The organism is Schleiferilactobacillus harbinensis DSM 16991 (assembly GCF_000425885.1).
In the GTDB taxonomy this organism is placed as follows: domain Bacteria; phylum Bacillota; class Bacilli; order Lactobacillales; family Lactobacillaceae; genus Schleiferilactobacillus; species Schleiferilactobacillus harbinensis.
In genome coordinates this window covers 1-15,963 of sequence record NZ_AUEH01000005.1, presented here as the reverse complement: position 1 = coordinate 15,963, position 15,963 = coordinate 1, and the positions used below count along the sequence as shown (strand labels likewise).

General features: G+C 54.1%; 12 protein-coding genes and 1 pseudogene. 12 read left to right on the top strand and 1 reads right to left on the bottom strand.

Annotation, left to right across the window (positions count from 1 at the left end):
* Position 1: 1 nt before the first annotated feature.
* From H627_RS0102250 to H627_RS0102200, 11 genes and pseudogenes are all read left to right on the top strand, one after another.
* Entirely contained in the window at positions 2-856 is an 855-nt protein-coding gene (locus H627_RS0102250; protein ID WP_162143213.1) for an AraC family transcriptional regulator, read from the top strand.
* An 85-nt stretch (positions 857-941) separates the two neighbouring features.
* Positions 942-2,807: pseudogene (locus H627_RS16635) on the top strand (glycoside hydrolase family 31 protein); the annotation flags it as partial.
* A 585-nt stretch (positions 2,808-3,392) separates the two neighbouring features.
* A complete protein-coding gene (locus tag H627_RS0102240; RefSeq protein WP_027827613.1) occupies positions 3,393-4,529 on the top strand; it encodes a 5-methyltetrahydropteroyltriglutamate--homocysteine S-methyltransferase in 1,137 nt (378 codons plus the stop codon).
* A 26-nt stretch (positions 4,530-4,555) separates the two neighbouring features.
* Positions 4,556-5,767 carry a MalY/PatB family protein gene (locus H627_RS0102235; protein WP_035439821.1) on the top strand — a complete coding sequence of 404 codons (1,212 nt, stop codon included), beginning with the start codon at positions 4,556-4,558 and terminating at the stop codon, positions 5,765-5,767.
* A 26-nt stretch (positions 5,768-5,793) separates the two neighbouring features.
* Positions 5,794-7,017 carry a trans-sulfuration enzyme family protein gene (locus tag H627_RS16630; RefSeq protein WP_051225105.1) on the top strand — a complete coding sequence of 408 codons (1,224 nt, stop codon included), beginning with the start codon at positions 5,794-5,796 and terminating at the stop codon, positions 7,015-7,017.
* 179 nt (positions 7,018-7,196) lie between these two features.
* A complete protein-coding gene (locus H627_RS18995) occupies positions 7,197-8,366 on the top strand; it encodes a GH25 family lysozyme (protein ID WP_051225104.1) in 1,170 nt (389 codons plus the stop codon).
* Between the two features lie 256 nt (positions 8,367-8,622).
* Positions 8,623-9,588, top strand: a complete 966-nt coding sequence (locus tag H627_RS18990; RefSeq protein WP_051225103.1) for a GH25 family lysozyme — start codon at positions 8,623-8,625, stop codon at positions 9,586-9,588.
* Between the two features lie 30 nt (positions 9,589-9,618).
* Positions 9,619-10,101 (top strand): hypothetical protein, encoded by a 483-nt coding sequence (locus H627_RS0102215; RefSeq protein ID WP_027827611.1) that lies wholly within the window; start codon positions 9,619-9,621, stop codon positions 10,099-10,101.
* A 215-nt stretch (positions 10,102-10,316) separates the two neighbouring features.
* Entirely contained in the window at positions 10,317-12,278 is a 1,962-nt protein-coding gene (locus H627_RS0102210; protein ID WP_027827610.1) for a sucrose-specific PTS transporter subunit IIBC, read from the top strand.
* 18 nt (positions 12,279-12,296) lie between these two features.
* On the top strand, positions 12,297-13,775 hold the full coding sequence (locus H627_RS0102205; protein ID WP_027827609.1) for a sucrose-6-phosphate hydrolase: 1,479 nt from the start codon (positions 12,297-12,299) through the stop codon (positions 13,773-13,775).
* Positions 13,776-13,782: 7 nt separating this feature from the next.
* The gene (locus H627_RS0102200) at positions 13,783-14,772 is read left to right on the top strand and encodes a LacI family DNA-binding transcriptional regulator (protein ID WP_027827608.1); all 990 of its coding nucleotides are present in this window, start codon (positions 13,783-13,785) and stop codon (positions 14,770-14,772) included.
* Between the two features lie 53 nt (positions 14,773-14,825).
* Here H627_RS0102200 and H627_RS0102195 read toward each other — a convergent pair whose 3' ends face one another.
* Positions 14,826-15,434: a recombinase family protein gene (locus H627_RS0102195; RefSeq protein WP_027827607.1), complete on the bottom strand. Its 609-nt coding sequence runs from the start codon at positions 15,432-15,434 to the stop codon at positions 14,826-14,828.
* A gap of 351 nt (positions 15,435-15,785) precedes the next feature.
* Here H627_RS0102195 and H627_RS20850 point away from each other — a divergent pair.
* Positions 15,786-15,963: helix-turn-helix domain-containing protein (locus tag H627_RS20850; RefSeq protein ID WP_155827886.1), on the top strand; the 178-nt coding region annotated here is incomplete at its 3' end.

Sequence of the window (15,963 nt, the reverse complement as noted above, 5' to 3'; positions counted from 1 at the left end):
GATGGCCCTCAAAGAGCCGACCCGGCACGGGACGCTAACGCTGCCTGTGGCTTGGTACGGTCACGCCCGCCGCAGTTGGGACGGGTTCTTTTTCTTCCCCCATTGGCATGATGAGCTGGAACTATTCACGGTGGAGAAAGACCAAATTGAACTGATCATCAACGGCCACGCCCGGGTAATGGCCGCCGGCACTACCGCGCTGATTCCCGCTCGCGTGATCCACGCGGCCCATGTGGTCCCGGCGTCGCCGGTGGCTGCCCAATTTTCAGCCATCGTCTTTGCGCCGCGCTTTATTGCCAGTGAAACCACTGATGCGGTGCAGGCCGTATTGACTAAGACCCGAACCGTCGCAACGGTCACCCCCGGAATGGTCAATCAGGCTGCGCTGGCCCCGTTGTTGGATCAGTTTGCAACGGTCTATGCCGCGACGGCTCCCGAGCGGCCGTTGCTGCTCAAGGGTTTGCTGCTGCTGATTCTGGCCCAGCTCTTAACGAATCCGATTCCCGACCCGTGGCGGACCACCCAAGCCCGGCTGCAGGAGCAGCGGCAGAAACAAATTTTGACCTATCTCAATGCCCGTTTCGCCGAACCGCTCACCGTCCCCGGGTTGGCCGCCGTCATTAATCTCAGCCCGGAACAGTTCACCCGTTTCTTCAAGGCGGCCTTTCACCGGACTCCGATGGCTTTTTTGCTGGCCTTTCGCCTGCAACAAGCTGCCCTGCTGTTGCGTCAGACCGCCGCGCCGATCACCGACATTGCCTTCCAGGTCGGCTTTCAAAGCGCCAACTACTTTGCGGCCCAGTTCAAGCGGCACTATGGGCTTTCCCCCACCGCTTTCAGAAAAATGACTGAATAATGCTAGTGCGTGCCGGTTCTTTGAAGGCGCGCTTTCTTTTTCTCCGCTAGACTATAGGCATTATCAGTGGAGGAACGTGATTAACATGACGATTTTTACTAAAGGACCGAATTACTTAGAGTGTCAAAACGGTAATGAGCGCTTGCGGATCATTGCGTGGGGCCAGAATAGCTTCCGGGTGGTGGCGACACCCACAGGGCCGCTGGATCTGGCCTGCAGTGCGCTGCTGCCGACCGATACCGCCGCCACGGTGACGGTGGCTGACGGTCAAGCCATGATTACAAACGGCACACTGCGGTGTGTCATTGATAACCATGATTGGTGGGATCGCACCGGCCGTTTGCGGTTTTATAATGCTGCCGGTGACTTATTGCTGGAAGAATTGAATCCTGGCGGTGCCCTGCAGCGTCAGGCCCGCCGCTTCGAGCCGCTTTCTGGTGGCGGCCAATACGCCTTAACCGCCTCGTTTGCCGGTCAACCGGCAGCCCATTTTGCCGGTATGGGCCAGTACCAGCAGACCATCGCCGATCTGAACGGCACCACCCTGGAGCTGGCCCAACGCAACTCCCAGGCATCGGTCCCCTTTTATTTGGCCAGCACCGGCTACGGCTTTCTTTGGCATAACCCGGCAGTCGGGTCCGTGACTTTCGGTAAAAACGTGATCGAATGGCACGCCCAAGCCACCGCGCAACTGGATTACTGGATCACGGCCGGGGATACCCCCGCCCAAATTGAAGCGCAGTACAGCGCCGTTGTTGGCCGGGCACCGATGATGCCGGTCTATGGCCTGGGTTTCTGGCAATCTAAACTGCGTTACGCCACGCAAGCGGACGTCCTGGCGGTCGCCCGCAAGTACCATGAACTGAAGATTCCGGTATCCGTCCTGGTCATCGACTATTACCACTGGCCGCGCTGCGGGGATTATCGCTTTGATCCCCATTTCTTCCCGGATCCAGCGACGATGGCCGAAGAATGTGCCCGTTACGGGATCAAGCTGATGGTGTCGGTTTGGCCGCAAATCGATGAGCGCAGCGAAAATTACGCCGATATGCGGGAACGCGGCCTGCTGGTCCACACAAATCATGGTCTGCCTGTGCAGATGAAATTCCATGGGAATAACGAATTCTACGATGCGACAAATCCGGCCGCCCGCCACTATGTGTGGGATAAGGTGCAGAAAAACTATGGCGCGCACGGGATTCATCTCTTCTGGCTGGACGAAGCGGAACCAGAATTCAGCACCTACGACTTTACCAATTACACATATTACGCCGGCAGCGTGCTGAGCACAGGCAATCTGTATCCCCGGGAGTACGTCCGCGGCTTTTATGAGGATGAAATTGCGGCTAACGGTCATCCCGAAGTCAACCTGGTCCGCTGCGCCTGGGTCGGCAGCCAGCGGTACGGTGCCTTGGTGTGGTCCGGCGATATTCATTCCACCTTCCAAGATCTGCGCAATCAGATCAGCGCTGGCTTGCACATGGGGATTGCCGGCATTCCCTGGTGGACCACCGACATCGGCGGATTCCACGGCGGCCGGCCTGACAACCCGGCGTTCCGAGAATTGCTGGTGCGCTGGTTCCAGTTCGGCGCTTTCTCACCGGTGATGCGGATCCACGGTGCGCGGCAACCGATGACCAAGGTCTACAAGGCCGATGGCGAAGAAACGGAAGCAGCCGGTGCGCCTAATGAGGTATGGAGTTTTGGCCCCGAAGTGGAGAAAATCCTGACGAAGTTTATTCGGATTCGGGCATTGCTCAAACCGTATCTAGAGAAAGTGATGACCGCGGCCCATGAAACGGGCGCACCGGTGATGCGGCCGCTCTTTTATGAGTTTCCTAACGATCAGGCAGCGTGGCCCGTAAACGATCAGTTTTTACTTGGCGCAGATATCTTAGTCGCGCCGATCGTCCATGCTGGCGACCGCCAACGCGAGGTTTATCTGCCGGCTGGTGCGGAATGGACCGACGCGCGGACCGGCCAGCATTATGCTGGTGGTCAGCGGTGGCAGCGGCTGCACCGCTGGATAGTCTGCCAGTGTTCTTGCGGGATGGCCGACAGACGGAACTGCAGGGGCGCCTGTAGTGATCATGGTTCGCATTTTCCACTCTTGACACCGCCCCCTTTTCGCCCTATAGTCAATACCAATAAAGCAAATACGAAAAACTGCTGTGAGAAGATGAGTAGAAGCACGCGGTGTTCTCAGAGAGCCGGTGGGTGGTGCGAACCGGTAATGCCAACGCGTCGAACATGGTCTTTGAGCGATTCCGGTGCCAAGCTCATATGCGAGGCGGCGGTGGGTGCGCCCATTATTGCGTCGGAGTATCGTCCTGATCGTACTAAGGTTACGGTTTGGACTGCACTCGTGAGGCTGGAGGTGTGAACCGTCAGCGAAGATAGGTGGTACCGCGTTTGCCCACAGCAAGACGTCCTTGAAAATATTTTTTCAAGGACGTCTTTTTTGTCCAGAGAGCGCAGGCCCGCGCTTCTGTCGGCCGGAGCTCATTTGCCTACATAAACGAAGGAGCGATCATTCATGACCAATAGCACACTAACGAAAACCGTTTATCCGTACCGTTACGACCAAGTCGGCAGCCTGTTGCGGCCCGCCCGGTTGCACCAAGCCCGAGCAGACTTCGCCGCCGGCAGGATTGACCAAGCCGCCTTGACCCAAGTCGAAGATGACGAAATCAAGCGCATCGTCGATAAGCAAGTGGCCCTGGGCTACAAAGATGTCACCGATGGCGAATTCCGCCGCTCTTGGTGGCACTTGGATTTCTACGCCGGATTGAAAGGTACAGAGTTCTTCACCCCAAAGGAAGGCTGGGCCTTCTCCGGCGGCGAGTCCCGACCGGGCGGCGTGAACGTCACCGGTCCCGTCGCCTACAACCCGGAGCACCCGTTCTTCCGGGCTTTCCAATATCTGCAAAGCATTGTACCCGCTGGCGTGGCGGCTAAGCAAACTATTCCGAGTCCGTCCGTTTTCTTCCCCAGTGAACCGGCCCACATCCTCAATCATTATTATGAGAATGTTCAGGATTTCTACGATGCCTTGATTCCCACGTACCAAGAAACCATCCAGCATTTCTATGACCTCGGCTGCCGCTACCTGCAATTAGACGACACGGCTTGGGGGATGTGGGCCGCCTTCGCACACAATGCCCATGAAAAGGTCCTGCAGCCAGAATGGGCCGCCCAAGCCAAGGAAGCCGTGCGGGTAATCAACGCAATTATCGCCGCCAAGCCCAAAGACTTGACCATCACGATGCACATCTGCCGGGGCAACTACAAGTCCCAATGGGCCGGCGCCGGCGCATACGATCCAGTAGCTGATTACTTAGCTGCACTGAACATTGACGGTTTCTTCTTGGAATATGACGATGAGCGCTCCGGAGGCTTTGAGCCACTAGCTAAGATCAGCGCCAACGGCCAGCATCAGCGGATCGTCTTGGGCCTGGTCACCAGCAAACGGTCGGAATTGGAAGATGAAGACGGGTTGAAGGCCCGGATCAAGCACGCCAGCGAGTTTGTCCCCTTGGCGGACCTGTGTCTATCCACGCAGTGCGGTTTTGCTTCCACTGAGGAAGGCAACAACCTGACGGAAGCCGACCAGTGGAAGAAACTGGCTCTGGTGGCCAAAACCGCCAAGGATGTTTGGCCTGACGCTCAGTAATAAATAATAGAAAGGACCTGTGCAGCATGGCAATCGAATTAACCCCGGAAAACAAAGCGTTTATTAAAACCCACCTGGTGGATCGGCACCACACCAATACTTTGAAGTGGGATGCCTTAGACGACCGGTTCGGCAACCCGGACCTCTTACCGCTGTGGGTGGCGGACATGGAATTCAAAACGGCCCAGCCAGTCCGGGACGCCCTGGTCAAGCGGGTGGAAGAGGGCGTGTTCGGCTATTCCTACATTCCGGACAGTTATAAAGCCGCCTTCATCGACTGGCAGCGGGACCGCCACGGGATTACCGTCAAGCCGGAATGGCTGCGGTTCGACACCGGCGTTGTCAACTCCTTATACGGCCTGGTCAACTGGCTCACCGAACCCGGCGACCCGGTGCTGATTTTTCAACCGGTGTACTATCCCTTTGCTAATGCTGTCACCGACACCCACCGCAAACTGATTTCCTGTAATTTACTGGATACACCCCAGGGGTGGCAGGTGGATTACGAAGCCTTGCACAAGATCATCACGGAAGACAAGCCCAAACTGGTCATCTGGTGCTCACCCCACAATCCGGTGGGCCGAATCTGGAAACCTGAAGAACTGGAAACCATTTTGACGCCATTGGTGGCCAACGGCATCCCAGTAATTTCAGACGAGATCCACGAGGATTTCGAAATCGGCGAGCAGCCTTTCACCTCGGTTCTGGATGTCGCCGACGGCCGCTTTCGGGACGGTGTCATTGTGGTCAATGCCCCGAGCAAGACATTCAATCTGGCAACTTTGCTCCACTCCCATGTGATCATTCCCAACGCGGCCTGGCGCAAAGACTACGACAGTTTCATTAAATCCATCCACCAGACGGAACCCAGCCTGCTGGGCGTGGTGGCCGGCGAAGCCGCCTACCGTTATGGTGCAGCCTGGCTGGATCAAATTCTGCAGATCATTCGCTATAATGACGGGCAAGTCCGCGAGATCTTGCGCCAAGCCCCCGGCGTGAAGCTGCATCCGCTGGAAGGCACCTACCTATTGTACGTTGATCTCGGCCAGTACATCCCCGCGGACAAGATCCGCGACTTTGTGCAGAATCACTGCCACTTGGCAGTGGATTACGGCGCCTGGTTCTCCCCGCAAACACCCACCTTTATTCGGTTGAACCTGGCCACCGACCCGGCCATCGTGGCCCGCGCCGCCAACCAGATCGTCACCGCCTTGCAAGAAACAGTACCGGCCCTGTAACGCAGTTGAGAAAGGATGATTACTTCATGACTAAAGATCAATTTGAAAAACCGCTGGATCCCGAATTTCCTTTACATGATGATTCGCTCACTGTCCAAGGGGCCCCCGCCCGGCACAACGAATACGGGGCGATCATGGCGCCAATTTTCCTAAGTACCACGTATCGGCTCGAAGATATCAACCAAGCCGGCCCATATGAATATATCCGTACTCAGAATCCCACCCGGCAAAAGGCGGAGGACGCCGTGGCCCGCTTGGATCATGCCGATCACGCTCTGGGTTTTGCCTCCGGCATGGCCGCCATCGCCACCGTCTTTGAACACTTCCATCCGGGGGACCACATCCTGTCTTCCGCCAATATCTACGGCGGCACGTACCGGTTCTTCCTCGACATTCTGGGGCCCCGTAAGGTCGATTATGACTTCATCACCGACTTGAGCACCCTCTCGGATGCCGACTTCAAACCGAATACCAAAGCCGTTTTCCTCGAGACCCCCGCCAACCCCACGCTGCGGGTCTACGACATCGCGAAGATCGCCGAGCTGGCCCACCGCCACGGCGCCCTGCTCATCGTTGATAACACCTTCATGACCGGCTACTTGCAGAAGCCGCTAGCCCTGGGCGCCGATGTGACGGTCTATTCCGCCACCAAGTTCTACGGCGGCCACGCCGATCTGAACGCCGGCTTCATTACGCTGAACGACACCGATTTGTACAACGAATTTTTCTTTTATCAAAATACCCTGGGGGCCACGCTCAGTCCCTTCGACAGTTATACCCTGCTCCGAGGTATTCGCACACTAGCGATTCGCTTGGACCGGCAGCAGGAGAACGTCAAGGCTGTGATTGGCGCATTAGAAAAGCATCCGGCCGTCAGCCAAGTCCTGTATCCCGGCTGGTATTCGCCAGATGAAGCCGCTATTCAAAAGAAGCAAGCCAAGGGCCTGGGCGCTGTGATCTCCTTTGCCGTCAAACCGGGTGTTGACCTGGGTGTCTTCTTCGAGAAACTGCAAATGATCGACCTGGCTGTCAGCCTAGGCGGCGTGGAATCCTTAGTCTGTCGACCCACCACGATGACCCACGCGCCCTATCCCAAAGACAAGCTGAAAGAAATCGGTGTACGCGACAATCTGGTGCGCTTCGCCGTCGGTATCGAGAATAAGGATGACATTATCTACGACCTCTCCCAAGCGCTGACCATCGCCCAGGAGAGCGATGAAGTGCTGGATAAGAAAGTGGATATCCAATAACCCTGACATCGAATGGGCCAAGCTGACACAGCCTGACCCATTTGTTATTTTTTAAGCAGTAATCGCGGGGCCGGCCCTTAAAGATTTTGTAAACAGATAGTAATGCAGTGCACGAACTTCACCATGTATACTAGAGGAGATGTATTAAGCATTTCTTAAAACACTTAGGAGGAATTCGCATGCACAGTTCAAGGAAGAAACGGGTCCTGCTGACCGCGTTTCTGACATTCTTCGTTGCTTTGTTCGGTTTCAATTCAATCGCCCAAGCAACGACATACGGTATGTTCGCTGACGTCGCCAGCTATCAACCAGATGACGTTCTTTTCTTCAAGAATCTTGCGACTAATCAAGTGGCCGGCGTTGTCGTGAAGATCACTGAAGGCAGCGGCAGCGGTGCCTATGTTAACCCGAAGGCTGCCAACCAAATTGCCTCTGCGCAAGCAGCAGGCCTGAAGGTCAGCCTATACCACTACGCCCGGTATAACGGGGCGAGTGCGGCGAAGGCCGAAGCTGATTTCTTTGCTGGCCAAGCCGCAAAATATGGTCTGGGTAAAGATACCGTTATGGTTGCCGATGTCGAGGACAATTCCTTGAGCAATCCTTACGGCGACACGGTCACGTTCCAACAGGAATTGGCTCGGCTAGGCTACAACAATCAAGTCACTTATTCCATGGCCTCTTGGTTCTGGGCCAACAAACTGCCCCGCAATTATCCCATTTGGGTCGCCAACTACGGTGTGGACAAGCCCGGTGTGGACAACGCTGCGGCGTGGCAATACACCAGCAACTACAATGGTCAAAGCGTCGATATGAGCTATGACTTCTCAGGCATCTTCACTACCGGCAGCAATACCGGCACGACGGCCCCGAGCACTGGCGATACCGCCACAATCAACTACATTCCCGGCTATGGTATCGCGCTGTGGAACGGTTATGGTGCCAACCGGACTTATGCCGGCCGAACATTATTGACCGGTTCAAAGTGGAAGGTACTTGCCCAGACTTATGCCGACGGTGAATACTGGTACAACTTGGGCGGCAACCAATGGATCCAAGGCAAGTACACGTATGCGCCAACCGGCATGGACGGCGTGACCACGATCAACTCCAACGGGTCATCTAACTCCAAGGCCATCACCATTAAGTATGTCCCGGGCTACGGAATCGCCTTATGGAACGGCTACGGTGCCAGCCGCAAGTACGCTGGCCGGACATTAGCCAACGCCTCCAGCTGGGCTGTCTACGGTGAGAAATACGTGGATGGTGAATATTGGTACAATCTTGGCGGTGACCAATGGGTTGAAGGTCAGTACACTGACAGCCCTAACGGCTTACCTGCTTTCCAATAAAGAGTGTTGATTTGAAGCGACCGCGTGACGGCCGCTTTTTTATTGGTTGAACCAATTTTTGAAAATAAATGGAATATAAGAAACCGGGCGACCAGGTGGGCGCAATCGGCCTAGGAGACTCCCAGAATGTCTGACAAAAAAGTTAAGGAATGGTAATGTAGACCAGCCGATTATCTGTTATCCTTGTGGGAGTACATAAACCTGAGCTGGGCACTCGACAGGCGTCAAGTTGCCAACTCTATGAGGAGGAATTCGATTGCACCATTCACGCAAGATCGTTCAGAAGCTGGGTATTGCCCTGTTACTCGGAATTGGGGTCGGTACCGCCACCTTCGTTTCGAACGCTGACGCCGCGATCGTTGGCCAATTTGCCGACGTCGCCAGCTATCAGCCAGATGACGTTGTTTTCTTTAAGTCTTTATCTACCAATAAAATCGCCGGGGTGGTCATTAAATTGACCGAAGGCAGCGCTGACGGCGCCGCCTACGTCAATCCTAAGGCTGGGGCTCAAATCAAAGCGGCCCAAGCAGCCGGTTTAAAAGTCAGCTTATATCATTATGCCCAGTATAGCGGCGCACAGGATGCAAAGAATGAAGCTGACTTCTTTGCGGACACCGCTGCCAAATATAATTTAGGCACAGATACCGTTGTGGTGGCTGATGTGGAAGATTCTTCACTACCCGATCCCTACAATGACACCGTCTCCTTCCAGAGCCAGCTTGCCGCCCGCGGTTTCAATAATCAAGTCACCTACTCCATGGCCTCCTGGTTCTGGGCCAACAAAGTTCCCCGCAATTATCCGATTTGGGTAGCAAATTATGGCGTCAATATGCCTGGTGTGGACAATGCGACGGCCTGGCAGTACACCAATAATTACAATGGCCAGCACGTGGACATGAGTTATGATTTCGGCGGCCTCTTTACTGGGACTAGTTCGAGCAGCACCGGTGGCACCAATATTGATACTGGCACGCCGACCACCCCGACGGTGACTCAAAACGCGGTGGCTCAGATCAAATATGTACCCGGCTACGGCATTGCGCTCTGGAATGGGTATGCCAGCAGCCGTTCCTATGCGGGCCGCACATTGAAGCACGCTAGCCGCTGGAAGGTCCTCAAGCAAACGCAGGTTGACGGCCATTACTGGTACAACCTAGGCGGCAACCAATGGATCGAAGCACAATATACAGACCATCCTAATGGTTTCAGCTCGCTTTCGTAGTACAATATATCAAGTAAGGAGGTCACACCCATGCTTAAGAAGAAGATCGCGTTACCGTTACTTAGCGCCGCACTCTTGCTCACGTTAGGCGCGTGCAGCGCAGGTAACAACCAGAGTGCTGCTTCCAGCAGTACATCGAAGACTGAAACAGTTAAGAAAGACAGCGGCTCAAAGAAGAGCAGCAGCGAGTCCGAAAGCTCGTCCACGACCAGCAGTTCATCCTCGGATAGCACCAGCAGCAGTTCATCTGCTAGCAGTTCAAGTACTGCCAGCAGCTCAAGCAGTACAACGGCACAGATTACCAGCTCCGACGCGGCTATCAATGCATTGAAGCCCACCGCCGCTGCTAAGTTTGCTGCGGACGCGCCGCTCGTTTATGCATTCGATCAACAAGTCAATGTGAACGGCAAGTCTGGTTACCAGATTGAAGTCGGCAAGAACAACGGCCGCAGCACGGTTGCCTTGTACAACGTGTTCACCGACGGCACGATTCAGCTCGTTAAGGTTTACTAATCGCGTATTTGATTCAGCGACGATCCCGTACCGGGGTCGTTTTTTTGTGTCTCCATTTATAAATGGCTCACGTTGGCTACTCATAGATGCTTTCGTGTCAACGTTCAATAATGTCTCTGTACGTCAAATTGTCAAACGCTTGACAATTATTCTGAAGCCGGTTACACTTCTAAATGAAAAGGCTTAACGGAACGATCAAAGGGAGGATCACCATTATGAAGCATGACGAAGTTGCCAAACGTGTGCTAGCGGACATTGGCAAAGACAACATCCAAGCCGCTGCACACTGTGCCACGCGGTTGCGGTTGGTACTGAAAGACGATAAGAAAATCAACCAGACAGCGTTGGACAATGACCCGGATGTAAAAGGTACATTCGAAACCAACGGCCAGTACCAGATCATCATCGGACCGGGAGATGTCGACAAGGTTTACGACCACCTCATCCAACTGACTGGTTTAAAAGAAGCGACGACAGATGATTTGAAGAAAGTCGCTGCATCAGCCGGCAAACAAAATCCAATTTTGAATTTATTCAAGCTGCTTTCTGATATTTTTATTCCGATTATCCCAGCCTTGGTTGCTGGCGGGTTGCTGATGGCGCTGAATAACGTCCTCACTGCGCCGAATCTGTTCGGCGCCCAATCGGTCGTACAAATGGTGCCTGGTATCAAAGGCTTCGCTGACATGGTCAATGCCATGGCTTCTGCACCGTTTGCTTTCTTACCAATCCTAATTGGCTACTCCGCCACGAAACGCTTCGGCGGTAATCCTTACTTAGGTGCCACGATGGGCATGATTATGGTCCTGCCGTCACTGGTCAGCGGCTACAGCGTTGCCGCTGTGCAAGCGGCAGGCAAGATGCCCTATTGGGACGTTTTCGGAATGCACATTGCTCAGGCCGGTTACCAAGGCCAAGTACTGCCAATCCTCGGTGTTGCCTTTATTCTGGCTACTTTGGAGAAATTCTTCCATAAGCACCTCAAGGGTGCAGTCGACTTTACCTTCACACCGATGCTGGCAATCATTATCACTGGCTTTCTGACCTTCACCATCGTTGGCCCTGTTCTGCGGACTGTCAGTGATGGTTTAACTAGCGGACTGGTTTGGCTTTATAGCACGACCGGTTGGATTGGCATGGGTATTTTCGGTCTGTTCTACTCCGCTATCGTCATCACCGGTTTACACCAGACTTTCCCCGCAATCGAAACACAGTTATTGGCACAAAAAGCCACGACTGGCGGCTCCTTCATCTTCCCAGTCGCTTCTATGGCAAATATTGCTCAAGGTGGCGCGGCTGCGGCAATCTTCTTTGCAACCAAAGATAGTAAGCAAAAGGCGCTGGCTTCTGCATCCAGTGTTTCCGCCATGTTGGGGATCACCGAGCCAGCAATTTTCGGGGTTAACTTGAAATTGAAGTTTCCGTTCATCTGTGCGGCCATTGCTTCTGGCATTGCTAGTGCAATGCTTGGGATGTTCCATGTCCTATCTGTTTCTATGGGACCGGCTGGTTTGATTGGTTTTGTTTCCATTGCTACCCAATCAATTCCTTTATTCCTGCTTTGTGCGGTTGTTTCTTTGGTTATTTCTTTCTCCACCACCTTCGTTTATGCCAAGCGTGTCCTAAAGGCACCGGCACAACAACCTGAAACATCCGACGTGACCGGTGAACCCGTTGCACCGACTGTCAGCGACGAAGTCATCGTTGCGCCTGTCACCGGCAAAGTCGAAGACATTAGCAAAGTCAACGACCAAGTCTTCGCTACCGGCATCATGGGCAAAGGCATCGCAATCGTCCCCGACTCTGATCAAGTTGTTTCTCCAGCGACTGGTATCGTCACCGTGGCTTATCCGACGAAGCACGCTTACGGCATCAAGTCCAATGACGGTGCTGAGATTCTGGTTCACTTGGGCATCGACACCGTGAACTTAAAGGGCGAACACTTCGCGAGCACCGTCCAACAGGGCGATCAAGTCACCGCTGGCGCTGAACTCGGTACATTCGACCGCACTGCGCTGAAACAAGCCGGTTACGATGACACAGTCATGGTCGTCATCACCAATACCGGCAACTACGCTGACGTCCAGCCGATCTCGCAGGATACTGTCCAGGCCGATCAGCAGCTCATTGCTCTGACCGCGCCGTCCGCCAACGCGCCCGTTGCTGCCAACATTTAATTCGAAAGGAGTGCTCATATGATTGACGAATGGACCACTGAATTACGCTATCGGCCCTATAGAGACTGGCCGGCCAAATACTTGGTTAATCTCCGCAACCAGGTACAGGCGTCGCCTTGGCGTCTGCACTACCACATCCAGCCAACCACCGGCCTCCTCAACGATCCCAACGGCTTCAGCTTCTTCAACGGCCGCTGGCAGCTCTTCTATCAAGCCTATCCTTTTGGTCCAGTACACGGTCTGAAATCATGGGTCCGGATGAGCAGCACCGACCTCATCCATTGGCACAACGACGGCGAAGCCCTCATTCCAGACACGCCCTACGATGCCCAGGGGGCCTTCTCCGGGTCTGCTTTACCGATGGACGATAAGCTCTTCCTGATGTACACCGGCAACGTCCGCGACCACGAATGGCACCGCCATTCGTATCAAGTCGGCGCTTGGCTGGATACAGCGGGCAAGGTCACCAAATTGCCTGAGCCGTTGATCAGCACCCCGCCGACTGGATTCACCAATGAGTTCCGCGACCCGCAGATCACTCGGACAACCGAAGGCGGCTATCGTGTTCTGATCGGCGGCCAATCTGATCAAAAACAGGGTTTTCCATTGATCTATGAAGGCCCAAGTATTGATACGCTGCGCTTCAAGGGTATCCTCCATACCGGCCGGGATGCCGGTTACGGCTTCATGGTGGAATGTCCCAACTTAGTAAGTGTTGACGGTCACCAAGCGTTCATCTTCTGTCCCCAAGGTCTCAACCAGGGAATCGCTGCCTATCAAAATATCTTCCCGAACATGGTCATCACCGCGGACGATGTGAACTGGGACACCCGGACGCTGATCAATCCAACCACGCCCGTCAATCTCGATGAAGGTTTCGACGTCTATGCCTCCCAGGCATTTGTCGCACCAGACGGCCGCACGCTGCTGAACAGCTGGATTGGTCTGCCGGGCGCGGACGCACCGGACACCAAAGACGGCTGGGCTAACTGTCTGAGTCTCGTTAAGGAGCTTCACTACCGCGACGGCCAACTCTATCAATATCCCGTGGCCGAAACCAAGAGCCTGCGCGGCGAAGCCCGGCCGCTGACGATTGCCGGCAATGATGAGACCTTCATCGGCACCGGCGACCACTATGAGCTGGCCTTGCATTCAGATAGCCAAGTGCCGGTGACGCTGACCATTGCTGGCGTGAAGGTCACCATTGACCAGACCAGCGGTACCGTCATCGTTGACCGCAGTCATGCCGGTGTCCCGTTTGCTGAGAAATACGGCACGACTCGCCGCTTCTCTCTCCCCGCCGGTCAGCCTGTCCTGCTGAACGCATTCGTCGATACCTCCGTGATGGAGTTATACTTTAACCACGGTCAGAAAGTCTGCACGGTCCGGTTCTTCCCGAAGACTCCGGCAGACCTGCTGCGAATCGAAACATCAGCGCCCAACGCGGTGCACGCGACGCTGTATCCGCTGACGGCACTGAATATCAACAACAACTAGGAGTGGGATTATGGCAACGCTGAACGATGTGGCCAAGGTGGCAGGAGTTTCTCCCACCACCGTGTCCCGCGTGATCAATAACTATGGTGCGTTAAGCGAGAAAACAAAGACCAAGGTCTTCGCCGCCATGCGCGAGCTCAACTATGCGCCAAACAACCTGGCCCGCTCGCTTTCCGGTAAGAAAACCCAGCTTGTCGGCCTGATTTTTCCTTCCGTGAGCAACCCCTTCTTCGGCGAACTGGTGGCAACGCTAGAGAACTCTCTCTTCGCCGCCGGCTACAAGACGATCCTCTGTAATTCGGCCAACAACGCCGACAAGGAACGGGCTTACCTGCGCATGCTGGCCGCCAACCAAGTCGACGGCATCATCACCAGCACCCACAACTTAGGGATTACTGAGTATCAGAAAATTGCGCTGCCCATCGTCGCCTTCGACCGGAATCTGGCGCCAACGATCCCCATCGTCATCAGCGATAACTATCAGGGCGGCCGTATCGCCAGCGAAGCACTGATTGCCCAGGGCTGCCGCCACATCGTCATGCTGGTCAGCTCTGCCGGTACCAGCGAACCGACCAATGCCCGGCAGCAGGCCTACGCCGATGTTATGGCCCAACACGGTTTAACACCCACAGTCACACCGCTAGGTTTCAACACCGTCGCCAGTGTGAAACGGATAACGATTCGCACTATGCTGCAGAATCAACCCATTGACGGCATCTTCTGCAGCGACGACCTCACCGCGCTGCTGGTCCTGGAAGAAGCGGCTAAACTCGGTATTGACGTGCCCACTCAGTTGAAAGTAATCGGTTATGATGGCACACAGTTCATGCGGGACTACCATCCAGAGCTGGCCACCATTCAACAGCCCTTCACCGGCCTCGGCCAGTTGCTCATTGCTACTTTGACAGCCTGCATCAACGACCAACCGCCTAAGCACCTTGCTCCCTTGCCGGTACAACTCCGCCCCGGCGAAACACTGAACGCTGATTGGGCATAAGAATAGCGCATTGCTTGAGAACTTTCCCGAGCAATGCGCTATTTGTCTGCACTTTACTTCTTTTCGAGCCGATGTTTAATATTGTAAACGGTCTGTCGAGCAACACCAGTGCGGTGCATGATCTCACTCACACCGACCCGCGGCGTCGCTTGCAGCAGCGAAACAATCTGATGGTAAATCTCCCGCTTCTTCGGATCCGGCGCGGTATCCGAATACTCCAGCTGCTTACCGCGATAGCGTCCCGCCGCCTGAGCAGAAATGATGCCCTTACGTTGCTGTTCGCGCCGCCGCTTGCGTTCCATCTTTTGCGCATAGCGCAGTGACTCTAACACCGTCGCCGTGAGAATACGCTGCATCTTCAACGTTGTGTTCTGTTGAAATGTCCTAAGATCCAAGACATCCAACACAGCATTCTTTTGATAAATTTGATCAATAAGTTCAATAAGCTGAGTATTGCTTGCGCTTAATGCTGCCAGCGACGGAATGACCACTACATCATCTGCCTGCAAACTGTCCAGCATCTCGTGTAATTGATTGCCAATCGTACCAGGGACAGCGGTCTCTTCTAAAAAGAGCCTATCAACACCGGTTGCTGTCAGTGTCACAATCTGCTGTCGAAAATCACAATCAGCAGGATCCCCTTGAGTAAAGCCAATCCGCATGCAAAAATCCTCATTTCCTGTGTCTATTAGATGCCCGTCATTATTATACATTATTTTATAGAAAAAGGCGAATATAATGATTTGGTATCACTGTGCAATATCAACTTCGCCGGATTCGTCTAATTAGGATGTATCTAACAAAGATTTATAAGTTGGTAGATGATTGAAAACATGTGTTACTGAATATCTACTCTATGGTAATAATGGTGCCATGTCAAGGAATTAAACTGCCGGATTTAAAATTGAAGTGCAACACCGATTGAGTTAGACCAATCGACCGGGTTGATTTAACAAAATAGGCCATGAAGACCTATCCTTGAAGCGACTAAACTACCAAGAAAGGTGACCTTCATGACCCACAATCAGTCTAACAGTCTCGGCTCGTACACTCAACTCACAGAGGGCGAGCGCGGAATAATTGATGCGCTTTGGCACTCCCATGAATATTCCATTCGCGATATTGCACACATCATCCATCATTCCCCTAGTACGGTAAGCCGTGAGCTTAAGCGCGGCCGAGTCCAGCAAC